The 20256-nt window shown below is 46.8% G+C and carries 17 protein-coding genes, 1 tRNA gene and 3 pseudogenes; 16 read left to right on the forward strand and 5 right to left on the reverse strand.

Translation table 11 applies throughout. The features are described from left to right. Nucleotides 1-22 precede the first annotated feature (22 nt). The 8 genes from LO777_RS20345 to LO777_RS19925 all read left to right on the forward strand — a co-directional run bounded on the left by LO777_RS20345 (nt 23) and on the right by LO777_RS19925 (nt 8111). On the forward strand, nt 23-160 hold the full coding sequence (locus LO777_RS20345) for a hypothetical protein (protein WP_329955710.1): 138 nt from the start codon (nt 23-25) through the stop codon (nt 158-160). Next, nucleotides 148-666, forward strand: coding sequence for a site-2 protease family protein (locus tag LO777_RS02530; RefSeq protein WP_228855999.1), 519 nt, complete (start codon nt 148-150; stop codon nt 664-666). Before LO777_RS20345 ends, LO777_RS02530 begins: the two co-directional genes overlap by 13 nt. Nucleotides 667-689: 23 nt before the next feature. Then, nucleotides 690-1427, forward strand: a complete 738-nt coding sequence (tsaB, locus tag LO777_RS02535) for a tRNA (adenosine(37)-N6)-threonylcarbamoyltransferase complex dimerization subunit type 1 TsaB (protein WP_228856000.1) — start codon at nt 690-692, stop codon at nt 1425-1427. A gap of 185 nt (nt 1428-1612) precedes the next feature. Next, the gene (gene ispG / locus LO777_RS02540; RefSeq protein ID WP_228856001.1) at nt 1613-2689 is read left to right on the forward strand and encodes a flavodoxin-dependent (E)-4-hydroxy-3-methylbut-2-enyl-diphosphate synthase; all 1077 of its coding nucleotides are present in this window, start codon (nt 1613-1615) and stop codon (nt 2687-2689) included. Between the two features lie 198 nt (nt 2690-2887). Continuing rightward, entirely contained in the window at nt 2888-4609 is a 1722-nt protein-coding gene (locus LO777_RS02545) for a proline--tRNA ligase (protein ID WP_228856002.1), read from the forward strand. Between the two features lie 74 nt (nt 4610-4683). Further along, on the forward strand, nt 4684-6870 hold the full coding sequence (locus LO777_RS02550) for a RelA/SpoT family protein (protein ID WP_228856003.1): 2187 nt from the start codon (nt 4684-4686) through the stop codon (nt 6868-6870). A 39-nt stretch (nt 6871-6909) separates the two neighbouring features. Further along, on the forward strand, nt 6910-7359 hold the full coding sequence (locus LO777_RS02555) for a Smr/MutS family protein (protein WP_228856004.1): 450 nt from the start codon (nt 6910-6912) through the stop codon (nt 7357-7359). A gap of 41 nt (nt 7360-7400) precedes the next feature. Further along, nucleotides 7401-8111, forward strand: a complete 711-nt coding sequence (locus LO777_RS19925; RefSeq protein WP_329955645.1) for an FKBP-type peptidyl-prolyl cis-trans isomerase — start codon at nt 7401-7403, stop codon at nt 8109-8111. Nucleotides 8112-8202: 91 nt separating this feature from the next. On the opposite strand, the gene LO777_RS02570 is transcribed toward LO777_RS19925, so the two are convergent. Next, nucleotides 8203-9288 carry an LptF/LptG family permease gene (locus LO777_RS02570; RefSeq protein ID WP_228856005.1) on the reverse strand — a complete coding sequence of 362 codons (1086 nt, stop codon included), beginning with the start codon at nt 9286-9288 and terminating at the stop codon, nt 8203-8205. An 8-nt stretch (nt 9289-9296) separates the two neighbouring features. Next, nucleotides 9297-9674: a fluoride efflux transporter CrcB gene (gene crcB, locus LO777_RS02575; protein WP_228856006.1), complete on the reverse strand. Its 378-nt coding sequence runs from the start codon at nt 9672-9674 to the stop codon at nt 9297-9299. 862 nt (nt 9675-10536) lie between these two features. On the opposite strand from crcB, the gene LO777_RS02580 reads away from it, so the two are divergent. The 5 genes and pseudogenes from LO777_RS02580 (at nt 10537) to LO777_RS02600 (ending at nt 14554) form a co-directional block, all read left to right on the forward strand. Next, entirely contained in the window at nt 10537-11487 is a 951-nt protein-coding gene (locus tag LO777_RS02580; RefSeq protein WP_228856007.1) for a DHH family phosphoesterase, read from the forward strand. Between the two features lie 387 nt (nt 11488-11874). Continuing rightward, nucleotides 11875-12575, forward strand: a pseudogene (locus LO777_RS21360) (glucose-1-phosphate adenylyltransferase family protein); the annotation flags it as partial. A gap of 111 nt (nt 12576-12686) precedes the next feature. Then, a complete protein-coding gene (locus tag LO777_RS21365; protein WP_456237674.1) occupies nt 12687-13100 on the forward strand; it encodes a GlgC family sugar phosphate nucleotidyltransferase in 414 nt (137 codons plus the stop codon). Continuing rightward, nucleotides 13097-14365, forward strand: coding sequence for a glucose-1-phosphate adenylyltransferase family protein (locus LO777_RS02595; RefSeq protein ID WP_228856010.1), 1269 nt, complete (start codon nt 13097-13099; stop codon nt 14363-14365). The genes LO777_RS21365 and LO777_RS02595 overlap by 4 nt, the downstream gene beginning before the upstream one ends. Before the next feature lie 113 nt (nt 14366-14478). Beyond that, nucleotides 14479-14554: transfer RNA gene (locus LO777_RS02600), tRNA-Arg, on the forward strand. 71 nt (nt 14555-14625) lie between these two features. Here LO777_RS02600 and LO777_RS02605 read toward each other — a convergent pair. The 3 genes and pseudogenes from LO777_RS02605 to LO777_RS02615 all read right to left on the reverse strand — a co-directional run bounded on the left by LO777_RS02605 (nt 14626) and on the right by LO777_RS02615 (nt 17621). Then, on the reverse strand, nt 14626-15333 hold the full coding sequence (locus LO777_RS02605) for a Bax inhibitor-1/YccA family protein (RefSeq protein ID WP_228856011.1): 708 nt from the start codon (nt 15331-15333) through the stop codon (nt 14626-14628). 378 nt (nt 15334-15711) lie between these two features. After that, nucleotides 15712-15912, reverse strand: a pseudogene (locus tag LO777_RS20890) (excalibur calcium-binding domain-containing protein); the annotation flags it as partial. 617 nt (nt 15913-16529) lie between these two features. Then, a complete protein-coding gene (locus LO777_RS02615; RefSeq protein WP_228856013.1) occupies nt 16530-17621 on the reverse strand; it encodes a dipeptide epimerase in 1092 nt (363 codons plus the stop codon). A gap of 41 nt (nt 17622-17662) precedes the next feature. Between LO777_RS02615 and LO777_RS20895 the strand changes: the two are divergent. From LO777_RS20895 to LO777_RS02635, 3 genes and pseudogenes are all read left to right on the forward strand, one after another. After that, a pseudogene (locus LO777_RS20895) lies at nt 17663-18852 on the forward strand (RtcB family protein). A 17-nt stretch (nt 18853-18869) separates the two neighbouring features. After that, nucleotides 18870-19736, forward strand: a complete 867-nt coding sequence (locus tag LO777_RS02630; protein WP_228856016.1) for a D-amino-acid transaminase — start codon at nt 18870-18872, stop codon at nt 19734-19736. A gap of 7 nt (nt 19737-19743) precedes the next feature. Next, nucleotides 19744-20250, forward strand: a complete 507-nt coding sequence (locus LO777_RS02635; RefSeq protein WP_228856017.1) for a DUF3060 domain-containing protein — start codon at nt 19744-19746, stop codon at nt 20248-20250. Nucleotides 20251-20256 lie beyond the last annotated feature (6 nt).

Here is a 20256-nt window from a genome sequence, read left to right on the forward strand (position 1 = left end):
GAGCCCTGCCGAAAAAGCCGGGGTGTTGGCAGGTGATATTATTCGTGAAATAAATGGTCACCGCGCGGGCAGCTGGATGGATGTGCTTACTGGTGTGAAATCCAGTGAAGGCAGGGAAGTCGAAGTCAAGCTGGAGAGGGGGGGAGAATGGTTGTTTTAACAATTGTTCCCAGGATCGACAGCGTGAAGGACATGTTCGGCGAGGAGGTTGAAAAACGGTTTATGATCGGAATCGTCAAGGCCGATGAACTGACCTATGAAAAGGTGGGGGTGTGGGAGGCAGTTAAAAGCAGTTTTGCCCAAACATGGATGTATATTTCTCTGACTGTTATGGGTTTTGTAAAAATATTTCAGCGGGTCATACCTGCATCTGAGCTGGGGGGACCAATCCTTATTGCTCAGATCGCCGGGGAGCAGATGAAGGCAGGCTGGTTGAACCTTGTGTACTTTATGGGACTTCTCAGTGTCAATCTCGGCTTTCTGAACCTTCTACCGATCCCCGTGCTTGATGGTGGTCATCTGGTGTTTCTCTCCTACGAGGGAATTATGAAGAAACCGCTCAATGAAAAAGCACAGATATTCGCCCAGCAGGTGGGAATTGGTATCCTGGGGACATTGATGATTTTCGTGTTTTATAATGATATTGCCAGATTGTTCAGCAGGTAGTTCCCTGGCCATGGAGTGATCTCTTGATCCTATCTATTGATACATCTACGGTCTGTACCGCTGTTGCACTTACCGAAGGAACGAGGAGTGCGGGCAGGGTTGTGGGTTCCCTGCGTTTTACTGGGAGAACGACTCATTCCAGACGGCTGCTTCCTCTGATTGATCGTCTTATGAAGGAAACAGACATAACCTGGGCCGATATCAGGGCGCTCTGTGTGAGTCTCGGACCTGGCAGTTTTACAGGACTGCGAATTGGCATGGCTACGGCCAAAGGGTTGGCATTGGCGGCTGACAAGCCGATGATAGGCGTTTCCACCCTGGAAGGGTTGGCCTCTGGATGTGCTCCGGCCCCTTTTATCTGTGCCGTCATGGATGCCAGGAAAAAAGAGGTCTATGCAGCGCTGTATCGTACCGACAGCAGCGGTTTGACAGTTGCAGAAGGTGCTCCTGTGGTAGTTACTCCCGGGGTGCTATGTGATTATTTTCAGGAACCCGTTGTTTTGGTTGGAGATGCACTGGGAATTTATGGTGAAATCTGGAAATCGAACTGCGGCGACATGGTCACATTCGCATCGGCCAGTCTTAATATTCCCATGGCTGAATCCCTTGGGTTTCTGGCTGGAGAAAAACTGAACGCAGGTGAAATCCTGAACAGCGGGGAGGCAACTCCCATGTATGTGCGTGCGTCTGATGCCGAACTGAACTTGATAAAAAAGAAACAGATGCTGCCACCATCACCTTCTTATAAAAAAAGTAAGTGATCAGGGGCACCGCATATTCGCACGGTCGCGACTGCTCGCATAGAGGGGCTATAGCGGGCAGTCACGCCTGCACGAATCTACGGCACCCCTGATCACTTACAAGATTAATGTAGATGAAAACACAAAGTTACAAAACCTGTGACCAGTTATAAAAAAAGGGCAGACGGGAAAGGAAACAGTAAATTATGATCCTGCGGAGAAGAACCAGGAAAATCCGGCTCGGTAATGTGGAGATCGGTGGGGACAGTCCCATTTCCGTTCAGTCGATGACCAATACCGATACAGGCGATGTTGCAGCAACTGTGGCCCAGATACACAGGTTGGAAGCGGCCGGTTGCGAGATTATCAGGGTGGCTGTTCCAGATCTGGAAGCAGCGGCAGCAATTCGTACAATACGTGACAGTATCTCTATCCCATTGATTGCGGATATTCACTTTGACTGGAGACTGGCGGTTGCTTCCATGGAAAATGGTGCGCATGGTATTCGGATTAATCCGGGAAATCTTGGTGGTGAAGAAAAGGTTGAGTTGGTGGTCACCGCCGCCCGCAGACATCAGATCCCCGTCCGGGTTGGTGTCAACAGTGGGTCAATCTCCAGGGAATTGTTGAAACAATATGGTTATCCGACTCCTGAAAACAGTGATGCGCTGATTGAAAGTGCCCTGCAGAATGTCAGGTTACTGGAAAAATATGGATTGTACGATATCAAGATTTCAATAAAATCGGCGGACGTCCTCACTACCATAAACGGATATACAAACCTTTCGGCTGTAACGGACTACCCTCTCCATCTGGGGGTGACGGAGGCAGGCGGACTCATAGCTGGTACTGTCAAATCATCTGTTGCCCTGGGAAATCTCCTCAGTAAAGGGATAGGAGATACCTTTCGTATTTCTCTCACAAGAGATCCCGTTGAAGAGGTTCGGGTTGGTTTTGAGCTGCTGCGCTCCCTGAAAATTCGTGAGCGGGGACCGGAGCTGATTTCCTGTCCCACCTGTGGCCGCACCCGGATTGATCTGTTTAGTCTTGCAGAAAAAGTGGAGCGATATGTCCAGACCATGGAAAAACCGCTCAAAGTTGCTGTAATGGGATGTGTGGTCAATGGTCCCGGAGAGGCCCGTGAAGCGGATATAGGGGTTGCCGGTGGAAATGGTGTTGGTATTATTTTTAAAAAAGGTAAAATCTGGAAGAAAGTAGCTGAAGAGGATTTGCTCGATGTCTTTATGAAAGAACTGGCTGAGATGGAGATTGAGCACAGGTAGAAACGTGATGAAAAGGCAATTTTTCAAGGTAGCCCGGAGTCTAAGCTTACCTGAACTGGAATAAAGATCTCATTTCCGGTCAGGCACTGGTCAGTAAGGTCGGGCAGTAGGTTCAGCTTAAAAAAAAAATGAAAATCCTACTGCGGTAAAACATTGTCGCAGGATTTTCAGATAAACCGTATGGGACAGGATTAAGATATGCGTTATTCTCAGGCATTACTGCCAACTCTCAAGGAGACTCCCGCAGAAGCGGAAGTTGTAAGTCACAGGTTGATGCTTCGTGCAGGATTTATGCGGAAATTGACATCAGGGGTCTATTCTTATCTCCCTTATGGTCTGGCTGCAATCCGCAAGGTTGAAAATATTGTCCGGGAAGAGATGAACAGGGCTGGAGCGCAGGAGTTGCTGATGCCGATGGTACAACCCGCTGACCTCTGGAGAGAAACGGGAAGATATGAAAAATATGGGCCGGAGCTGCTGCGTTTTCATGACCGCCATGACCGGGAATCGTGCCTCGGGCCAACCCATGAGGAAGTTATCACTGATATTATCAGAAAAGAACTGCATTCCTATCGGGATCTGCCCATTAACCTTTATCAGATTCAGACAAAGTTCAGAGATGAGATTCGACCCCGGTTTGGTCTGATGCGGGGACGCGAGTTTGTCATGAAGGATGCCTATTCTTTCGATGTCAGTGACAGGGATGCGGAAATCAGCTACCTGAAAATGTTTGAAGCGTACAAACGGATTTTTACCCGCTGCGGCCTCGAATTCCGTGCGGTACAGGCGGATTCAGGTGCCATTGGTGGGAATTTCTCGCATGAATTCATGGTGTTGGCCAGTACCGGTGAGGACACCATTGTTATCTGTCAGGACTGTGAGTATGCCGCCAATATGGAAAAAGCTGCCGTTATTCTGGAGGATGAAAAGATCACGGAAGTCCCTGCCGAGCTGGAAAAAATTGAAACAGTCGGCAAGCGAAAAGTTGCTGCGGTCTGTGACTTTTTGCAGATAGAACCCAACCAGTTGGTTAAAACTCTTGTATTTCTCGCCGATGGAGAACCGATTGCAGTCCTGGTCAGGGGTGACAGGGAAGTGGAAGAGGTGAAGTTGAAGAATCTCCTCGGGGTTGCTGAAGTGAAAATGGCTGATGACAGACAGGTTTTTGAAGCCACGGGTGTCCCGACCGGTTATCTCGGTCCCGTGGGTTTGTCTCTGAGAATTGTCGCAGACCAGGAAGTGGCGGCCATGGTCAATTTTTATGTGGGCGGGAATGAAAAAAACTACCACATGAGAAATGTGAATCCAGGCAGGGATTTTCAGGTAGAAAATGTGGCGGATCTCAGGCAGATTACCACCAGTGATCCCTGTCCTGAATGCGGGGGCAGGCTTGAACTGACAGAGGGTATTGAGGTGGGGCATATCTTTAAACTTGGAACAGGTTATTCCGAGTCAATGCAGGCCACCTTCCAGGATAGTGATGGTGTGGAAAAACCATTTGTAATGGGTTGTTACGGGGTTGGAGTCAGCAGGGTCGTAGCCGCGGCTATTGAACAAAACCATGATGAGAACGGTATTATATTTCCTGTTCCTCTTGCTCCGTATCAGGTCATTGTTCTGAATCTCGGTCTGAAGGACGAAGCGATAAGCGGGATGGCGGAAAAACTCTACAGGGAACTGCAGGAAAAGGGAGTGGAAGTCATTCTGGATGACAGGGACGAACGCCCCGGTGCCAAATTCAAGGATGCTGATCTGCTCGGGATTCCTTTCCGTGTCACAGTGGGAAAGAGTTTTGTTGGCAAGGGACTGGTGGAGGTTCGGGAGCGTCGTACCGGTGAGGTGGAGGAACTTCGGCCGGAAGATGTCGTTGAAAAGCTCTGTACAAGGATCAGTGCGGAGTTGAAAACGGATTATTCATAATCAGGATATTCCATGAACAGCATGGAATAAATTTCCTCTTTTTTAAAAGCCGCTGAGATACAGATTATCTGACAATGTCACAACAATCACCAACAGTTCATCCCCAGGGATTAAAGGTTCTGGCTGCCAGTTACCTGCACGGTGTCGATCTGACTCCCATTGACGATGCATGGGAAATTATCAATAAAATTCACCGGGGAAAACACCATTTTTCGGGGGAAACATACCTCTTTCATGTCCTTGAAGTGGCTTCGACCCTGGCCTCCATGCACCTTGATCTGCATACGATTCTTGCCGGTATGCTCCATGGTGTCCTGAAGGAAGGGGTAACTGTTGCCGAGCTTGAAAAGAAATTCGGTCACGATGTTGCATCCATAGTTGAAGGATCAACCCGGATAACCAAGGTTCGTTATAACAGCAGGATTGCTAACCAGGCTGAGAATATCAGGAAAATGCTGTTGGCAATTGCCAAGGATATCCGCGTTCTCCTGGTGAAACTGGTTGACCGTCTGGTTGATATGTTTCTCCTGGATATGGTTGACAGGGAGCAGCAGCTTGAAATTGCCCGGGAAACCATGGATCTATATGCCCCTCTGGCCAGTAGATTGGGAATTGACTGGCTCAAACGGGAACTGGAGGATCACGCTTTTAAATTTCTTTATCCCGAAGAATATTATGAGCTGTCCACCAAGTTGGAAAGCTCTCTGGATGAACGGCAGCGATATGTTGATGAGGTTATACGAATCCTCAAGGAAAAACTGCGGGAAAGTAATATCAGACCAGCACGAATTATCGGGCGACCAAAGCATCTGTATTCAATTTATAAAAAACTGGTTGTCCAGAATATTACGCTTGATCGGGTGTATGATAAAGTTGCCTTCAGGATTATCACCCATACCGTGAAGGAATGCTATGAAGCACTGGGTGTTGTGCATGCCAACTGGGCACCGGTTCCCGGGCGGATAAAGGATTTTATATCTGTTCCCAAGGCCAATAACTACCAGTCAATGCACACTACCGTCAAAGGACCCCGTGATCATTTTATTGAGATCCAGATCCGAACGGAAGAAATGGACAGGGTGGCCCAGGAAGGTGTTGCCGCTCACTGGGCATATAAAGAGGGTCAGAAAATTTCACCGAGGGATGCAAAGCTGTTTCGTGAACTGAAAAAACTGGTTTCTTCGTTGCAGGATGTTGAAGATCCCCGTGAGTTTCTTGACAGTGTCAAAGGTGAATTATACGACCCTGATGTCTATGCCCTGACGCCGACTGGCGAAGTGAAGGAATTTCCCCTGGGGAGTTGTCCCATTGATTTTGCCTATTCAATTCATACGGAGGTTGGAGACCATTGTGCGGGTGCCAAGGTGAATGGCCGCCAGGTTCCCCTGAAGTACAATCTGCAGAGTGGAGATATTGTAGAAATAATAACTTCGCCAAGCCAGGTTCCCCGGCGTGGATGGCTCGATCTCGTAAAAACGAGCAGGGCCAGGTCCAGAATACGTTCGTGGCTCAGAAAAGAGGAAAAGGAAAAGGCCCTGAAACTGGGGAGAGAGATTTGTGAGAGGGAGGTTAAAAAGCACGATACCACCCTGAAAAAGATGATAAAAAGCGGGCATATCAAGTTGCTTTTAAAAGAACTGCGCTGTAACTCCCTGGATGATATGCTGGTCAAAGTGGGCAGTGGTTCCATTACGGTGCAGAATCTGGTCAAGGCACTTCTCCCTCCAGAGCTTCGCCGTGAACCGGAACCGACTGCAACAGAGCTGTCACCTGAGGAACTGGCGACCCTTCTTGTCAGTCAACCTGCGGGTCAGAGCAAAGATGAAAAATCGGGTGTCCGTATTGACGGTGTAGATGGCATGCTTGTAAAAATCAGCCAATGCTGTCAACCGGTTCCCGGTGATCTTATTGTAGGTTTTATTACAATGGGCCGGGGGGTTTCCGTTCACAGGGCAGACTGTGTGAACCTGCTGAAGTCTGACCCGAAGCGTTGGCTGGATGTGTCCTGGACAGGTATTGCGGAAAAGCAGTTCAAGGTTGATATACATGTTACGGCGGAGAATAAGCGTGGAATCTTTGCGGAAATCAGTGCTGCCATAAGCCACGACGATGTGAATATCGTGAATATGTCTGCCCATACTACACCGGCGGATCTGGCAGAGGCAAAAATTTCCCTGGAGGTGAAAAACCTGGAACACCTCAATGTTCTTCTGCAGCATCTCAGGCAACTGTCCTCCGTTATTTCAGTCCGACGGCTGTAGTACGTCAGCTGTCTGGTCATTTCTGTTTCGGATAAGAATATGGTTGTCTGTCAGGTTTGTGGTAATGATATCCCCGGTTCCTCGATAACCTGCAGATTTTGTGGTGCCAGGCAGACCGGTGATGGTTCTGGCATGGGCAGGGAGTTTGTTCATAAAACGGTAAATCTCGAAAAGGGTCGTCCTCTTCTGGAAGTGGCTTTGCGCAGGATGGAAGGTGCCATTGAGGAGGCCGTTAAGAATAATGTTAACATCGTCACTTTCATCCATGGCTATGGTTCCAGTGGGCGGGGTGGAGTGATTCGTTCTGAATGTCGAAAGAGTCTTGCTTTTTATAAGGAAAAAGGGCTGATACGGGATGTCATTGCGGGGGAGGATTTTACCAGGAAATCCGGGCCTGTCAAATTTCTTCTGCACCGGTATCCCCAGATGGCAGGTAACAGAAATCTGAATCGGAAAAATCGCGGGATTACACTTGTAGTGATATCCTGAAAACTGATCGTTTCATACGATCTTTACATGAGGAAAAATTGATGAAAAAGAAAGTGGTTTCAATGCTGTTGGGGGTATGTCTGGTGGTTCCGGTGGTTTCATTTGGTGCAGGACAGGCCGAGAAAAAGATGAAATCCCTGAGTTTTAAGGAACAGCTCAGTTACAGCATGGGATTTGAGGTTGGTAATTATTTCAAAGGAGCTGGAGACGACATCCGGAAGGATCTTCTGCTCAAAGGCATAACTGATGCCTATGATGGAACAAAACCGCTTCTTACCCGGGAGGAGATGGTGGCAGTGCAGAAGAAATTTGCCAAGGAAATGGAAGGGCGGCAAAAAGAGAAACTCGCCGCTATGTTGGAAAAAAATAAGAAAGAAGGTGCTGCCTACCTGGAGAAAAACAGCAGCAAAGAAGGTGTGACCGTCACAAAAAGCGGTTTGCAGTATGAGGTACTGACCCAGGGGAAAGGAAAAAAACCGAAGGCGGGAGACAGGGTCAAGGTTGACTATGTTGGCAAACTTATCAACGGTCGGGAATTTGACAATTCAAAAAAGCGTGGGGAGCCGGTGGTTTTCGAGGTCGGTCAGGTAATTAAAGGCTGGAGTGAAGCCTTGCAGCTTATGAATGTTGGTTCAAAATACCGTCTGGTTATTCCATCGGAATTGGCCTATGGGGAGAGAGGCGTTGCTCCTTTGATTCAGCCTAATTCCGTTCTTGTTTTTGAAGTTGAGCTTCTGGGAATCGAAAAATAACAGATAAGTAAAAGATCATTCCCCCGGTTCACTTTAAGTGAGGGCCGGGGGCATTTGGCTGGATTTACTCAATGTTTATGAGAAATGCGGGCTACCTGTCATTTTTTACCAGCAGGATAAAACCGGCTAAGGAAAAAAGTATATGGATACTGGTAGCGGCCACCAGGGGTGAAACATATCCGGCGATGGCAAGGGATTGCAGGGCTCCCCATGCTCCCCAGGCAACAAAGGCAAGGCCGCAGCTTGCAGGGATGGCAACTGAGAGATCTCTTCCCCACTTTCTATATGATATCAGTAGGATGGGTAGGCCAAGGAGGAGCAGCGGGATGCCCAGGAGCATGTATGATATGCGACCATAAAAGGTCGCAGTTGCTGCTCTTTTCTGGTATTCCACCTCTGCCCGGTCAATTTCCATATAAAGTTCCGTGAGTGAGAGCTCTGCAGATTTATTTTCAGGTACAAGAAAATCCTCAGGCTGTTCCCGGAGTATGATCTGTTTTATTTCAAAATTGGTTATTTTGTAATTTTCCCCCTCCCGCTCCTGGATCTGCCCATGCTTTAATATCCACAGGTTTTTTTTGAGAGACCAGTCAGCAAATTCAGCAGTTACCAGCTCTTTGATGTTATAATTCTCATCCCATTCCGAATAGGAAAAATTCGTGAAAACCAAATTTTTTGTATTTGGCCATCCAAAGGAATAAAAACCGTGTTCTCCTTTGTAGTAGTAGCGGTTTTTTCGAAGAATACCCAAGGGGACTTTGCCTTTTAACTGTTCGTACCAGATATTATTGGTAGTAGCATTGGTGTAGGGAAGCAACCATTCTGCCGCGGCAACAAAGAGCAGGGTAAAGAGCACGGCTCCGACAAGAAACGGACGAATGATGAGACGCAGGGGAATTCCGCCGGCCTTTAAGGCAGTCAGTTCATTGCTGTGATTCAGGATTCCAAGGCTGATAACTCCGGAAAGCAGGATAAGAACCGGTCCAAGTTGGTCGACAATAAATGGAATTGTCATGATAAAATATTTGAGAGCCAGCGAAAGGGGCTTGCCGGCATTGCTGAAATCATCAAATTTTTCAAAAAAATCAACCAGAAGATATATGGATACAAAGCCGGCGTTGACGGTAAAAAAGTATCTTATGAACTGGCTTAATAAATAACGATTGAGAAGATTCACAAAAACCTCTAGAAACGAAAAAATCTGTGGCAGAGAAAGAAACCGAGGGCAACCATACCGAGACCGGCAATGTTGCTTAAGAAGAGATAGCTGAGCGCCTGAATTGGTTCTCCTGCTTTAAAAAATTGAACACATTCTCTTGAAAAGGTGGAAAAGGTCGTAAAGCCGCCAAGAAAACCGGTAAACAGAAACAGTCTGAACTCATGACTTATATGAACTTCATCAAAATAACACCAGAAAATCCCAATAAAAAGTGATCCGAAGAGGTTGGCGAGGAAGGTTCCCAGGGGAAAGGTCGGGGCGAGCCTTGCTGCGCCGATGGCTATGCTGTATCTGCATATGGAGCCTATTCCCCCTCCCACTGCTATGGCTATAATATTTCCCATGGATTTTTGCCTGTTGAGTCAGATATTGACAAGTTCCGCTATATGTTTTTTAAAATTTCCGAGTTGTGGGCGTCCGATGGTGATCCATTTCGGTTTTTTACCTGATGTCCATCCTGAACAGTTTTTCGCCCGATTCCTGTATCTCTACAAAAAAATGTCCACATATACCTCAAGAAACTGTCCTTTTTTCTGTACTCCCGAAACTCGGATAAAAATTTACTTTTCCGGGCAGGCAGGAGTACTGTTGTCAGGTTAATACAATGTTCTTCAGAGGTCAGTGCCTGAACTGATGAGAAATGCGGGCGAACTCAGTAACACTAGGTAACACTATAGCAGCATTGCGTCAAGTGGGGGATGATATTGAAGATGATCAGGTTCTATAGAGAGAGCCCCTTGTTTTTTACTCAGGCATATTCGTTTTCCTGGTTTTATGGTTTCGGTTCAGTTCCCTGAATATTGTTGTGCTTTGAATATGTTCGAGCAGGTTACCTTTTCCCAGAACCTTTCAAAACCTTGCAATTAAAATATACGATATGGTATAATAAGAACTTGTTGTGGTGTTGGCGTGCATTGCCTGTACAGAGTTATTGCGGGTAAAATGCTTTTTTCAGCGGTATAACTTTTTGGTGCCTTCTTCGAAAAAAGTCGTCCGGCAATGCTGAACTGTTCCGTGCACTTGTTTGGAGATCTGAGCGGAACTGAATTCTATAGGAGGTGGCTGGCGTTTCAAAGCATTTCAGAAAAGGGCTGAAGGAAAGACACAGTTTTCAGACGCCTGCTGAATGCAATTAAAAGAACTCTCTTTGTTCGATGAAAGGACAGGAGGGAAAAACCTTTTATTGAAATACCACTGTTACCATTTATGGCTCGGAAACGAAAACGACTGAATTCTCAACAACTTTGTAAGCAGAAATACAAAAATACAGCTCGGGATCGATTACAGGCTTTCTGGGATGTTTTCGAAAAAGAGGATCAGGTTCTGGTTATAATCAATGCGGATCCCGATGCTCTGGCTTTTGCCCTGGCAATCAAACGACTTCTCCGTTACCGGGTAAAATGTGTTACCATTGCCCATCCTAACGAGATCAGGCGTCTCAATAATGTTGCAATGGTTGAGCGGCTGAAAATTCCTCTGGTACGATTAAAGGATATAAAACCGAACGAGTTCAGTAAAAAGGTGATGGTTGATTCCCAGCCAAACCACCTGCCCTGTTTTGAAAAACTCGAGATTGATGCCATTATTGATCATCATCCGATAGGTGGAGACTGGGATTCGGCCTTTATCGATATTCGTCCGGAATATGGGGCAGCATCCTCCATGGCTGTTGAATACCTTCGGGCGGCGGGGATGAAACCTTCAGTGGCTCTTGCCACAGCACTATTCTACGGAATCAAGGTTGATACCCAGGATTTTGAGCGAAAATCGGTTCTTGCCGATGGTATATCCTTTCGTTACCTTTTCAATATTGCCAATCGCGATCTGGTGAGGAAATTTGAACTCACTGATCTCAGGCGTTCTGAACTGAAATATTTTAATATTGCTCTGTCTGAGCTGAAATATTCCAAACGCAGATATTATAGTCACGTCGGTCGGGTCAGAAGCCCTGATGTTTTGGTCATTGTTGCTGATTTTCTTAATCATGTCGGTGAGATAGATTGGGTGTTCGTTTCCGGGATCCATGGGGAGAAACTTGTTGTCATTTTTCGCTGTGACGGGTACCGGAAAAGTGCCGGGAAGCTGGCCGACAAGATATTTGGTAAAGTGGGATCAGCCGGGGGCATAAGGGTGCCGCCAGAGCGGAAGTCCCTTTGAAAAATCTAAATCTCGGAGATAAAGAGTTTTCATCCGATATTTTGAAACGACTTATTATGAGGCATATTTAATCTGTATTATTCCTGTCAGCTACTGAAGTTGTCGCCGCCGGGGAATTTTGAAACCTAAATCCCGCAGGGCAAGGGAATAAAGAAAAAACAATCTCACTCGGATAGTGAGCAATACAGCCCGTATTACGACATGATAATTATCTGTTTATACAGTATAAATATTTTTCTTTATTCCCGAAGTGCAGGATTCAGGTGAAAATTTCCCAGTGGCACTAAGATGTTGGGTTGGGTATATTCAGAGGGAAAGCAATAGTTATAATTTCCTTCAGCACTTTTACCGGAAGGCAAAACAATGCTCAAACCCACTACGTTGGCAATGATTCTGGCGGGTGGTCGGGTTGATGAACTTGGAGTCCTGACCTATTTTCGCCCCAAATCGGCTGTCCCTTTCGGGGGATTTGGTCGTGTAATCGATTTCTCATTGAGCAACCTGATGAACTCGGGAATTGAGCAGGTTGCCATCCTCAGTCAATATCGCAGCTTTTCTCTCATAAATCACATAGGTACTGGAGCTGCCTGGGACATGATCGGCCGGTATCGCCATATTTCCATACTCCCCCCCTTTCAGGGAATGGAGGCAACTGACTGGTATCGAGGATCTGCGGATGCGGTCTATAAAAATATGGATTTCATACAACATCATGATCCTGAAGAGGTTTTGATTCTGTCGGGAGATCACATATATAAAATGGATTATCAGGAGTTGATTGACTACCACTATGAAAAGGGTGCGGACCTGACCGTGGCCTTTACCCCGGTTCCGCTGGAAACGGCCCACCGTTTCGGCATTGCTTCCCTTGACGATGAGGATGGAGATCGGGGAGGCAGGGTTACGGCCTATGACGAAAAGCCGTCAACCCCCAATCAAGGTGGGCATCCATGACAATTCTCTGTTTTAATACCGACGTTCTCTGTCGTGCCCTGGAGGAAAACCAGACCGGGGAATCATACCATTTCGGTCGCGATATTATCCCCATGCTGCTTGATGGAAATTACAAGGTATATGGTTATAAGTTCAATGGATATTGGGGGTATACCCGGACAATCAATGAATTCTGGCAGTCAAACATGGATCTTCTCGGGCCTGATCCCCGTATTGATCTTGAAAAGTGGGTGTTCAGGACGAATATGGATCACAGGGGTATCAGGGATCAGGAACCTGCTCTGCTCGAAGAAAATGCTGTTGTGCAGAACAGTTTACTCTATAACGGCTGCAAGGTAGCAGGAAGTGTACGAAATTCTATTCTCTTTCCTGGAGTTCATGTTCGGCAGGGTGCAGTCGTGGAAAATTCAGTTCTTTTTTTCGATAATTCAATTGGGGAAAACTGCCGCTTGAATACAGTTGTCAGTGATGTGAACACCAGTTTCGGTGCCGGTGCGAATATTGGTGCAAAGACAGGCTCTGTTGCAGAGGAGATCACTGTTATTGGCTGGAATAATGAAGTGCCTGACAATATCCGGATTGGCGCAGGTGCAGTTGTGCATCCGCGCAGGAAAGGAAAGTGGCCGGAATATGTGAGGCCCGGGGAGGTGCTGAAATGAGAAAGGCAAAGGAAGCTCTGGTCCTCCTGCTTGCCGGTGGTGTAGGCAGTCGCTTGAATATACTTGTGCAGAAACGTGCAAAACCAGCTGTTCCCTTTGCCGGAATCTATAGAATTATAGATTTCAGCCTGAGCAATGTCATGAACTCGGGCTTGCAGAAAGTGGGAGTTCTGACCCAGTATAAGCCACTCTCCCTGATGGATCATTTGAGTCATGGAGAACCATGGGATTTTACAGGCAGAGGACGGGGAGTTAAAATTCTTCCTCCTCGTACGGGGGAACTCGAATCAGACTGGTACAGGGGAACGGCTGATGCTGTACGCAGGAATCTTGATTTTATTCGTGCCAATCCCGCGAAAGAAGTCGTTATTCTGTCCGGTGATCATATCTATCATATGGATTTTGATGCCATGATAGAATTTCATCGGGCCAAAAATGCGGATGTAACCATTGCCATGATGGTGGTTTCAAAGAGTGAAATACATCAGTTCGGGGCCGGTATTACAGACAGGGATGACAGAATTATAGACTGGGAGGAAAAACCGAAGGAACCGAAGACGAACCTGGCATCCATGGGAATATATGTTTTTGACTATGATTATCTGCTGGATACTCTTTCCCGCAACTCGCTGGAATTGGATTTTGGTATGGATATCCTGCCCAGAGCTATCAGGGAGGATAATGTTTTTGCCTATCCGTTTTATGGATACTGGAGGGATGTGGGCACTGTACAGGCCTACTGGGAAGCGAATATGGATGTTATTCGAAAAAACAGTGGTATTTCTCCACACGATTGGAATATCAGAACAAATATAGAAGCTGGAAACCGGTTTGCTGATCGTCCTCCCGCCAGGTTTGGTTCCAGGGCCAAGGTCCATTCTTCTCTTATTTCAGCCGGAAGTACTATCAGGGGTGATGTCCAACAGTCAGTTCTTGCCCCGGGAGTAGTGGTGGAAGAGGGTGCCGTGGTGAGAAATTCCGTAATTTTTTCGGATTGTGTAGTAAAAAAAGGTGCAAAAATTGATTATGCAATTCTTGATAAAAGGGTTTGTGTAGAGAAAGACGCAGAAATCGGTTGTGGCAGAAATCACGCGGTAGCCAACAAACTTAATCCGGATCATCTCTATTCCGGAATTACTCTTGTTGGGAAGGGAACGCATATTCCCGCGGAGCTGCGTATCGGCAGAAACTGTGCAATCCATTCCACCGTAAATCTTGCGGATTTTTCCGGAAAAATAATTGAAGATGGTGAGTCGTTGATCTAACTGTTTTTACTTGAAAAAATAATATTGTACGAATATGAGAGTGGGGAAACACAGAAAAACCATTGCGGTTTAAAATAACTTGGGTATTATTTCGCTTTCAAAAACTGCATGATGCCCCCGTAGCTCAGGGGATAGAGCACAGGATTCCTAATCCTGGTGCCGCACGTTCGAATCGTGCCGGGGGCACCAGAAAAATCAAAGGTCGAAGAGTTTCAGCTCTTCGACCTTTTTTTTGACTACATTTATGATAAGGGGTTCTATCAGTCCCTGCTGCCTCCAAAAAAGCGGAGCAGCATGAGGAAGAGATTGATGAAATCAAGGTACAATGTGAGTGCACCCATGATGGCCCCTTTCTTTATCATTTCCATCCCCTGACTCATAATTCCTTCTTCTCCGATTCTCTTTATTTTCTGCACATCATAGGCGGTCAGCCCAGTGAAAATAAAGACTCCAAGGATGGAAATCATCCAGGCCATTCCGGAGCTTTTCAGGAAGATATTGACGATCGAAGCAATGATTATACCAATAAGCCCCATGAAAAGAAAAGACCCCCAGCCTGACAGGTCCCGCTTAGTGACCAGTCCGTAAACAGCCATGGCTCCGAACATTCCGGCTGTTATAAAAAATGTTCCGGCAATGGAAGAGCTGGTATAGGCCAGGAAGATGACAGACAATGTAAGACCGTTGAGAACGGAGTAGCCGATAAACAGGCTCGATGCTGTTGAGGCCTGTATCTTCCCGATGCGGGCTGAAAGGTAGAAGACCATCCCCAGTTCCGCGAGAACCAGGATGAAAAAAAGCGGGCTGCCGATGATTGTCATGGCCAGGCCGGTGGATGCGGTAAAATACGCTACCAGTCCGGTAATTCCAAGACCGGCTGCCATCCAGTTGAATACCTTTGCGAGAAAAAGCGTAGACGCCTGTTGCCTTGCCTGGGCAATTGTCATTTGTCCTGTTGTTTCGTACATAATATACTCCTTATCTTTGAATTTGTGCAATGGTACCATCTCACCTGAAATCAAGCAGGTAAAAAAACCACTTGTAACCCGTCAAATACTCACGAATTCAAGTTCCAGGAGAAAACAGGGAGATTGACCAGATGTTTTCCTATATATTCTGACATATAATAACCACTTCCAAGGGAGCTGCAACCGATTTCCCGTATCGAAAAGTCAATAAAATGGAGGTTTGAACCACTTGACTTTCAGGAGAGTTGGATGTTCCGACTATCGCTGATTGGATGATATGGGAATTAGAACGAGTCATAATGAAATCGTTGATCCAAGCAGTGACGGCACTGCTCGGGATCATCACTTTATTTTGTTCTCCTGCGGAAAAATCCTGTTTTAATTGCACCACTGTTTTTCACAGGGGATTCCGTCGTAATCTCCATCTATTTTCACACCAGGACAGTTACGCAAGTAAAATTTTGCTTCTGCACAGGACGTCATTTCCGAACAGTATATTTTCCCTCTACATTGAAAACTTTTTTGTCCTCCACTTTTGATGAGAAAAAGAGCAGCTGTGGCGGTAAGCAGACCAAATATGGAAATAACAAATGGTTTTCTGGCGGCCTTCCAGTGGGCAAAAAGAAAGATCACTGAAACAAGTGGAATGAAGATGCAGCCCAGCCCCCAGAGCATGCTTGTGCGAAAGGCTGCCACTGCATACATCAGTGAGCCTGTTGCAAAAACAGCCATGCCCAGCAGGAGAAGAGCTGTTGTTGTTTTGCCGATGCTTGTTTCCAGGGAAAGCGTTTTCTTGAAAACAGCAGCCCACTCGGTAAATGATGGCACGTGCAGGGTTGTGATCAAATTCGTAGTGTTATTTTTGCTGGAAGGGTCTGGAGCAGTGGAGACAAGAGCCTTGATCCGATCCATTGTGTTTTTGTCAAAGTGCGAAATTTTAAGAGATCGACCGTTATGGATCACCTCAACCATGTTGATGTCCTTTTGGTCAAATTCCATGAGGATACCGTTGGTACTGCAGTGGATCCGGCTGTTTTTTATTTGTAATTCACTGCAGTAAATGCTCTCTGCATTGGTTCGGGGAAAAATAAAATAATCAGTTGCCGCATTCGCATCAGCCGGGTGTAGTTGAAAAAAAGCAAGGAACTGCAGGAGAACAGAAGAAATCACTGATCGGTATATCGTCATATTCATAATTATCTCCTGTAAACGATACCAGTGATATCATGAATACCGAACCCTGGTTCGTCACCCAGTACTATTTTAGATTCGTTAAAGACCGCACCACCGATGACCGGGTCCTCACTGCAGAGAACAGGACCATCCAGGTCAATTCTGGTTATGATGCTTTTTGCCGCACCGAGGTGGGCAGCGGCCGTAACACTGACCTTAGCTTCAAGCATACAGCCTATCATGCATTCAACACCATAAACTTCAGCAATTGATGTGATTTTCAGGGCATTGTGGATACCTCCTGATTTCATAAGCTTGATATTTATGAGATCGGCAGCCCTTCGTTCCAGTATCCTGATGGCATCCATGGGACTGAAAAGGCTCTCGTCGGCCAGGGTCGGAATGGAGACATTGTCGGTTACATGTTTTAATCCGTCGATATCATGGGCCTGTACAGGCTGTTCCACAAATTCGATTTCGATACCTGCATCCTCCATTTTTCTCAAAGTCAGTACAGCCTCCTTGGGAGTCCACCCCTGGTTGGCATCAATTCGCAGACGAACATGGGGACCCACCGCTTTGCGGATGGTTTTCATTCTTGCCAAGTCCTTCTTTACATCCTTGCCGACTTTGATTTTCAGTGTTGTATATCCGGAATTTACAGCATTTCGACTGTCTTCAGCCATCTCCTCGGGCCCGTTTACACTGATTGTGATATCAGTTGTGATTTCTTTTCCATGGCCGCCAAGGAGTTTATATACAGGAGCCCCGTGAAGCTGACCGAACAGGTCGTAGACGGCAATATCAACTGCAGCTTTGGCACTGGAGTTTTTGACGATTGATCCATGCAGGTTCAACATGATTTTTTCGAGATTTTCAATGTCAAGACCAGTGATGGCAGGTCTGATATGATCTTCAATGGCACCGATAATCGCTCCCGCAGTGTCACCTGTGATAACACCTGTCGGGGCTGCTTCACCGTAACCGATATGGCCGGTGTCCGTTATGATTTTCACAATGATATCATTGACACTGTTCACAGTGCGCAATGCGGTTTTAAAAGGAGTTTTCAGGGGGACGGAAATGGATCCGATTTTTATATCCGTAATTTTCATTGGCCTTGTCCTTTTTGATAAAGGTGATAAATAGTAGACATATGATACAGGTTATTCGGACAGAACAGAAGCCCATAAAACTCTGGCTTCAGAATATTGAACCTGGTGCTCTTTCGCAGGCAAGGAATCTAGCAAATCTGCCGTTTGTTTTTCGTCATATTGCGATAATGCCTGACGCACACCAGGGATATGGTATGCCCATTGGTGCTGTGATGGCAACCCGTGGGGTTGTAGTTCCAAATGCGGTAGGTGTGGATATCGGCTGTGGTATGTGTGCGGTAAGGACATCCCTGACCGGGCTGGATAAAAAGAGTCTCCAAATGATTCTCGGTGGATCCAAAACGATGAAAGGTGGTATCCGGGGTAAGATACCGCTCGGGTTCAGCCACAGGTCGTCACGGCAGAAGGACTGGCTTACAGGAGAACGGAAAAATGAACTGTCGGGTTGGTCGGTTATTGAAAGGGAATATAATTCATCTTTGAAGCAGATAGGTACTCTGGGGGTGGAAATCATTTTATCGAAATACAGCAGGGTGACGATGGTTTTATCTGGCTGATGATTCATTCGGGGAGCAGGAATATTGGTTTCAAGGTGGCTAAACGGTATAACGAACTTGCTGTCTCCCTGCGCGGGAAAATGCCTTTTTCAGTGCCGAAACAATGGCAGCTTGCCGCTTTACCTCTGGAGAGCGATGCAGGGCGGAACTACATGCTGGAAATGCAGTGTTGTGTTGATTTTGCTCTTGCCAATCGAAGGTTGATGATGGATCATGTGAAAGCCTCTATTTCTGAGGTGGCAGGTCCTGTAGAATATTCCGAGATGATCAATGTGTCCCATAATTTTGCTGCAATGGAAACCCATTTCGGCCAAAAAGTCATGGTGCACAGAAAAGGAGCCACCCGGGCTTTTGCTGGACAGACAGGTATTATTCCCGGCAGCCAGGGGAGCGCAAGTTATGTGGTGAGGGGCAAGGGAGAATCGGAAAGTTTCATGTCCTGTTCCCACGGTGCCGGACGGAAAATGGGAAGGAAGGAAGCCCGGCGGAAACTGGATCTGGCCAGTGAAAAAAGGAAGTTGGACAAGCTGGGTATTATCCATGCAATCCGTTCCCGAAAAGATCTGGATGAAGCTCCCGGTTCCTACAAGGATATTTCAAAAGTTATGGCGAATCAGAAGGATCTGGTTGAAATTGTCGTCAAGTTGCGACCTCTGGCTGTGATCAAAGGGTAAATAAACTGGAGAATCCCATGGAAGGTGTAGTTTTTTTAAATAATGAGTTCATGCAGGCAGATCAGGCGAAGGTGTCCATTTTCGACCGAGGATATCTGTTCGGAGATGGGGTGTATGAAGTTGTTCCTGTGATTCATTCCTGCCTGATTGACAGGGATAATTTTCTGGAGCGGCTGGATTACAGCCTCAGTGTGGTCGGTATTGACTGGCCCTGTTCCAGGGAGCGGTATCTTGCCATGCTGGAGGAGCTTATCCGCCGTAATAACCTGGTGGAGGGAGGGGTGTATACCCAGGTGACTCGGGGTGTTGCACCACGGGACTTCGGCTTTCCCGGGGACTGTTCTCCTTCCTGTATGGCCTTCGCCCTGAAAAAGAAACTGGTGGACAATCCTCTGGCGAAAAGTGGAGTCTCCGTGGTGACGGTTCCGGATATTCGCTGGAAGAGAAGAGATGTGAAATCGATAGCCCTGCTCGGTCAGTGCCTGGCAAAGGAGGAAGCGGTCAGAAAAGGTGCTTTTGAGGGATGGATGGTCGAGGATGGTTTTGTAACGGAAGGGACTTCATCCACCGCCTATATTGTGAAGGGACAGACTATTGTGACCAGGCCGCTTTCCCGTTCTATTCTCCCGGGGATCAGACGGAAAAGTCTCCTTCGTCTTGCCCGTAAAGAAAAAATTGCAATTGAGGAGCGATTGTTTACAGTTAAAGAAGCACTTGAGGCGGATGAAGCCTTTTTGAGCAGTGCGACTACACTTGTTTTACCGATTACCCAAATTGACGGCCGGACAATTGGAGACGGAAAACCGGGGAGAATGGCGGAACATCTTCGGGAGCTTTATATCCGTATGGCATTTGAAGAGGCCGGACAAAAAACATCAAGTTGAGGAAACTATGAAAAAAACAGCGTATGTCGTTGTGGGGCTGATCCTGTTGTCTCTGCCTGTTTCCGGTTTTGCCGCAAATACTGTGGTGCGTGTGCCCGGTGTTGAAATCAGGGATGATGGAAGTGTCTCCGCGCCTGGTGTGGAGATCGGTGCTGACGGTTCTGTCAGTGCGCCCGGTGTGGAAATTGACCGACATGGGAATGTTGAGGCGCCGGGAGTGTCAATTCGTGGTGTGGGCAGTAACAACGACAATAGGATTGTCCTGGATAGTGACGGTGGGGCCATTAATATTGCTGCCGACCATCAGGACGTTGAAATAAGTGGCGATAATAACCGGATTTCAGCCTCCGGCAGGATATTGAAAATGCATGTCAACGGTGACGCCAACACCATAAGACTTGAGGGAAGTGTGAAAAAAATAGAGGTGAGTGGGGATGACAACCGCTTCTATTATTACAACCACGATACCGAAATTGTGGATGATGGTGATAACAATCGGTTTTTCAGAAGGTAACGGTAG

Source organism: Desulfomarina profundi, assembly GCF_019703855.1.
Taxonomy (GTDB): Bacteria; Desulfobacterota; Desulfobulbia; order Desulfobulbales; family Desulfocapsaceae; genus Desulfomarina; species Desulfomarina profundi.

What these genes read in the sequence shown, in the direction of transcription:
- LO777_RS02530 (WP_228855999.1), top strand. Translation starts at nt 148, where the DNA reads ATGGTTGTTTTAACAATTGTTCCCAGGATCGACAGCGTGAAGGACATG.
- ispG (WP_228856001.1), top strand. Translation starts at nt 1,613, where the DNA reads ATGATCCTGCGGAGAAGAACCAGGAAAATCCGGCTCGGTAATGTGGAG.
- LO777_RS02545 (WP_228856002.1), top strand. Translation starts at nt 2,888, where the DNA reads ATGCGTTATTCTCAGGCATTACTGCCAACTCTCAAGGAGACTCCCGCA.
- LO777_RS02550 (WP_228856003.1), top strand. Translation starts at nt 4,684, where the DNA reads ATGTCACAACAATCACCAACAGTTCATCCCCAGGGATTAAAGGTTCTG.
- LO777_RS02555 (WP_228856004.1), top strand. Translation starts at nt 6,910, where the DNA reads ATGGTTGTCTGTCAGGTTTGTGGTAATGATATCCCCGGTTCCTCGATA.
- LO777_RS19925 (WP_329955645.1), top strand. Translation starts at nt 7,401, where the DNA reads ATGAAAAAGAAAGTGGTTTCAATGCTGTTGGGGGTATGTCTGGTGGTT.
- crcB (WP_228856006.1), bottom strand. Translation starts at nt 9,674, where the DNA reads ATGGGAAATATTATAGCCATAGCAGTGGGAGGGGGAATAGGCTCCATA.
- LO777_RS02580 (WP_228856007.1), top strand. Translation starts at nt 10,537, where the DNA reads ATGGCTCGGAAACGAAAACGACTGAATTCTCAACAACTTTGTAAGCAG.
- LO777_RS21365 (WP_456237674.1), top strand. Translation starts at nt 12,687, where the DNA reads ATGGATCACAGGGGTATCAGGGATCAGGAACCTGCTCTGCTCGAAGAA.
- LO777_RS02595 (WP_228856010.1), top strand. Translation starts at nt 13,097, where the DNA reads ATGAGAAAGGCAAAGGAAGCTCTGGTCCTCCTGCTTGCCGGTGGTGTA.
- LO777_RS02605 (WP_228856011.1), bottom strand. Translation starts at nt 15,333, where the DNA reads ATGTACGAAACAACAGGACAAATGACAATTGCCCAGGCAAGGCAACAG.
- LO777_RS02615 (WP_228856013.1), bottom strand. Translation starts at nt 17,621, where the DNA reads ATGAAAATTACGGATATAAAAATCGGATCCATTTCCGTCCCCCTGAAA.
- LO777_RS02630 (WP_228856016.1), top strand. Translation starts at nt 18,870, where the DNA reads ATGGAAGGTGTAGTTTTTTTAAATAATGAGTTCATGCAGGCAGATCAG.
- LO777_RS02635 (WP_228856017.1), top strand. Translation starts at nt 19,744, where the DNA reads ATGAAAAAAACAGCGTATGTCGTTGTGGGGCTGATCCTGTTGTCTCTG.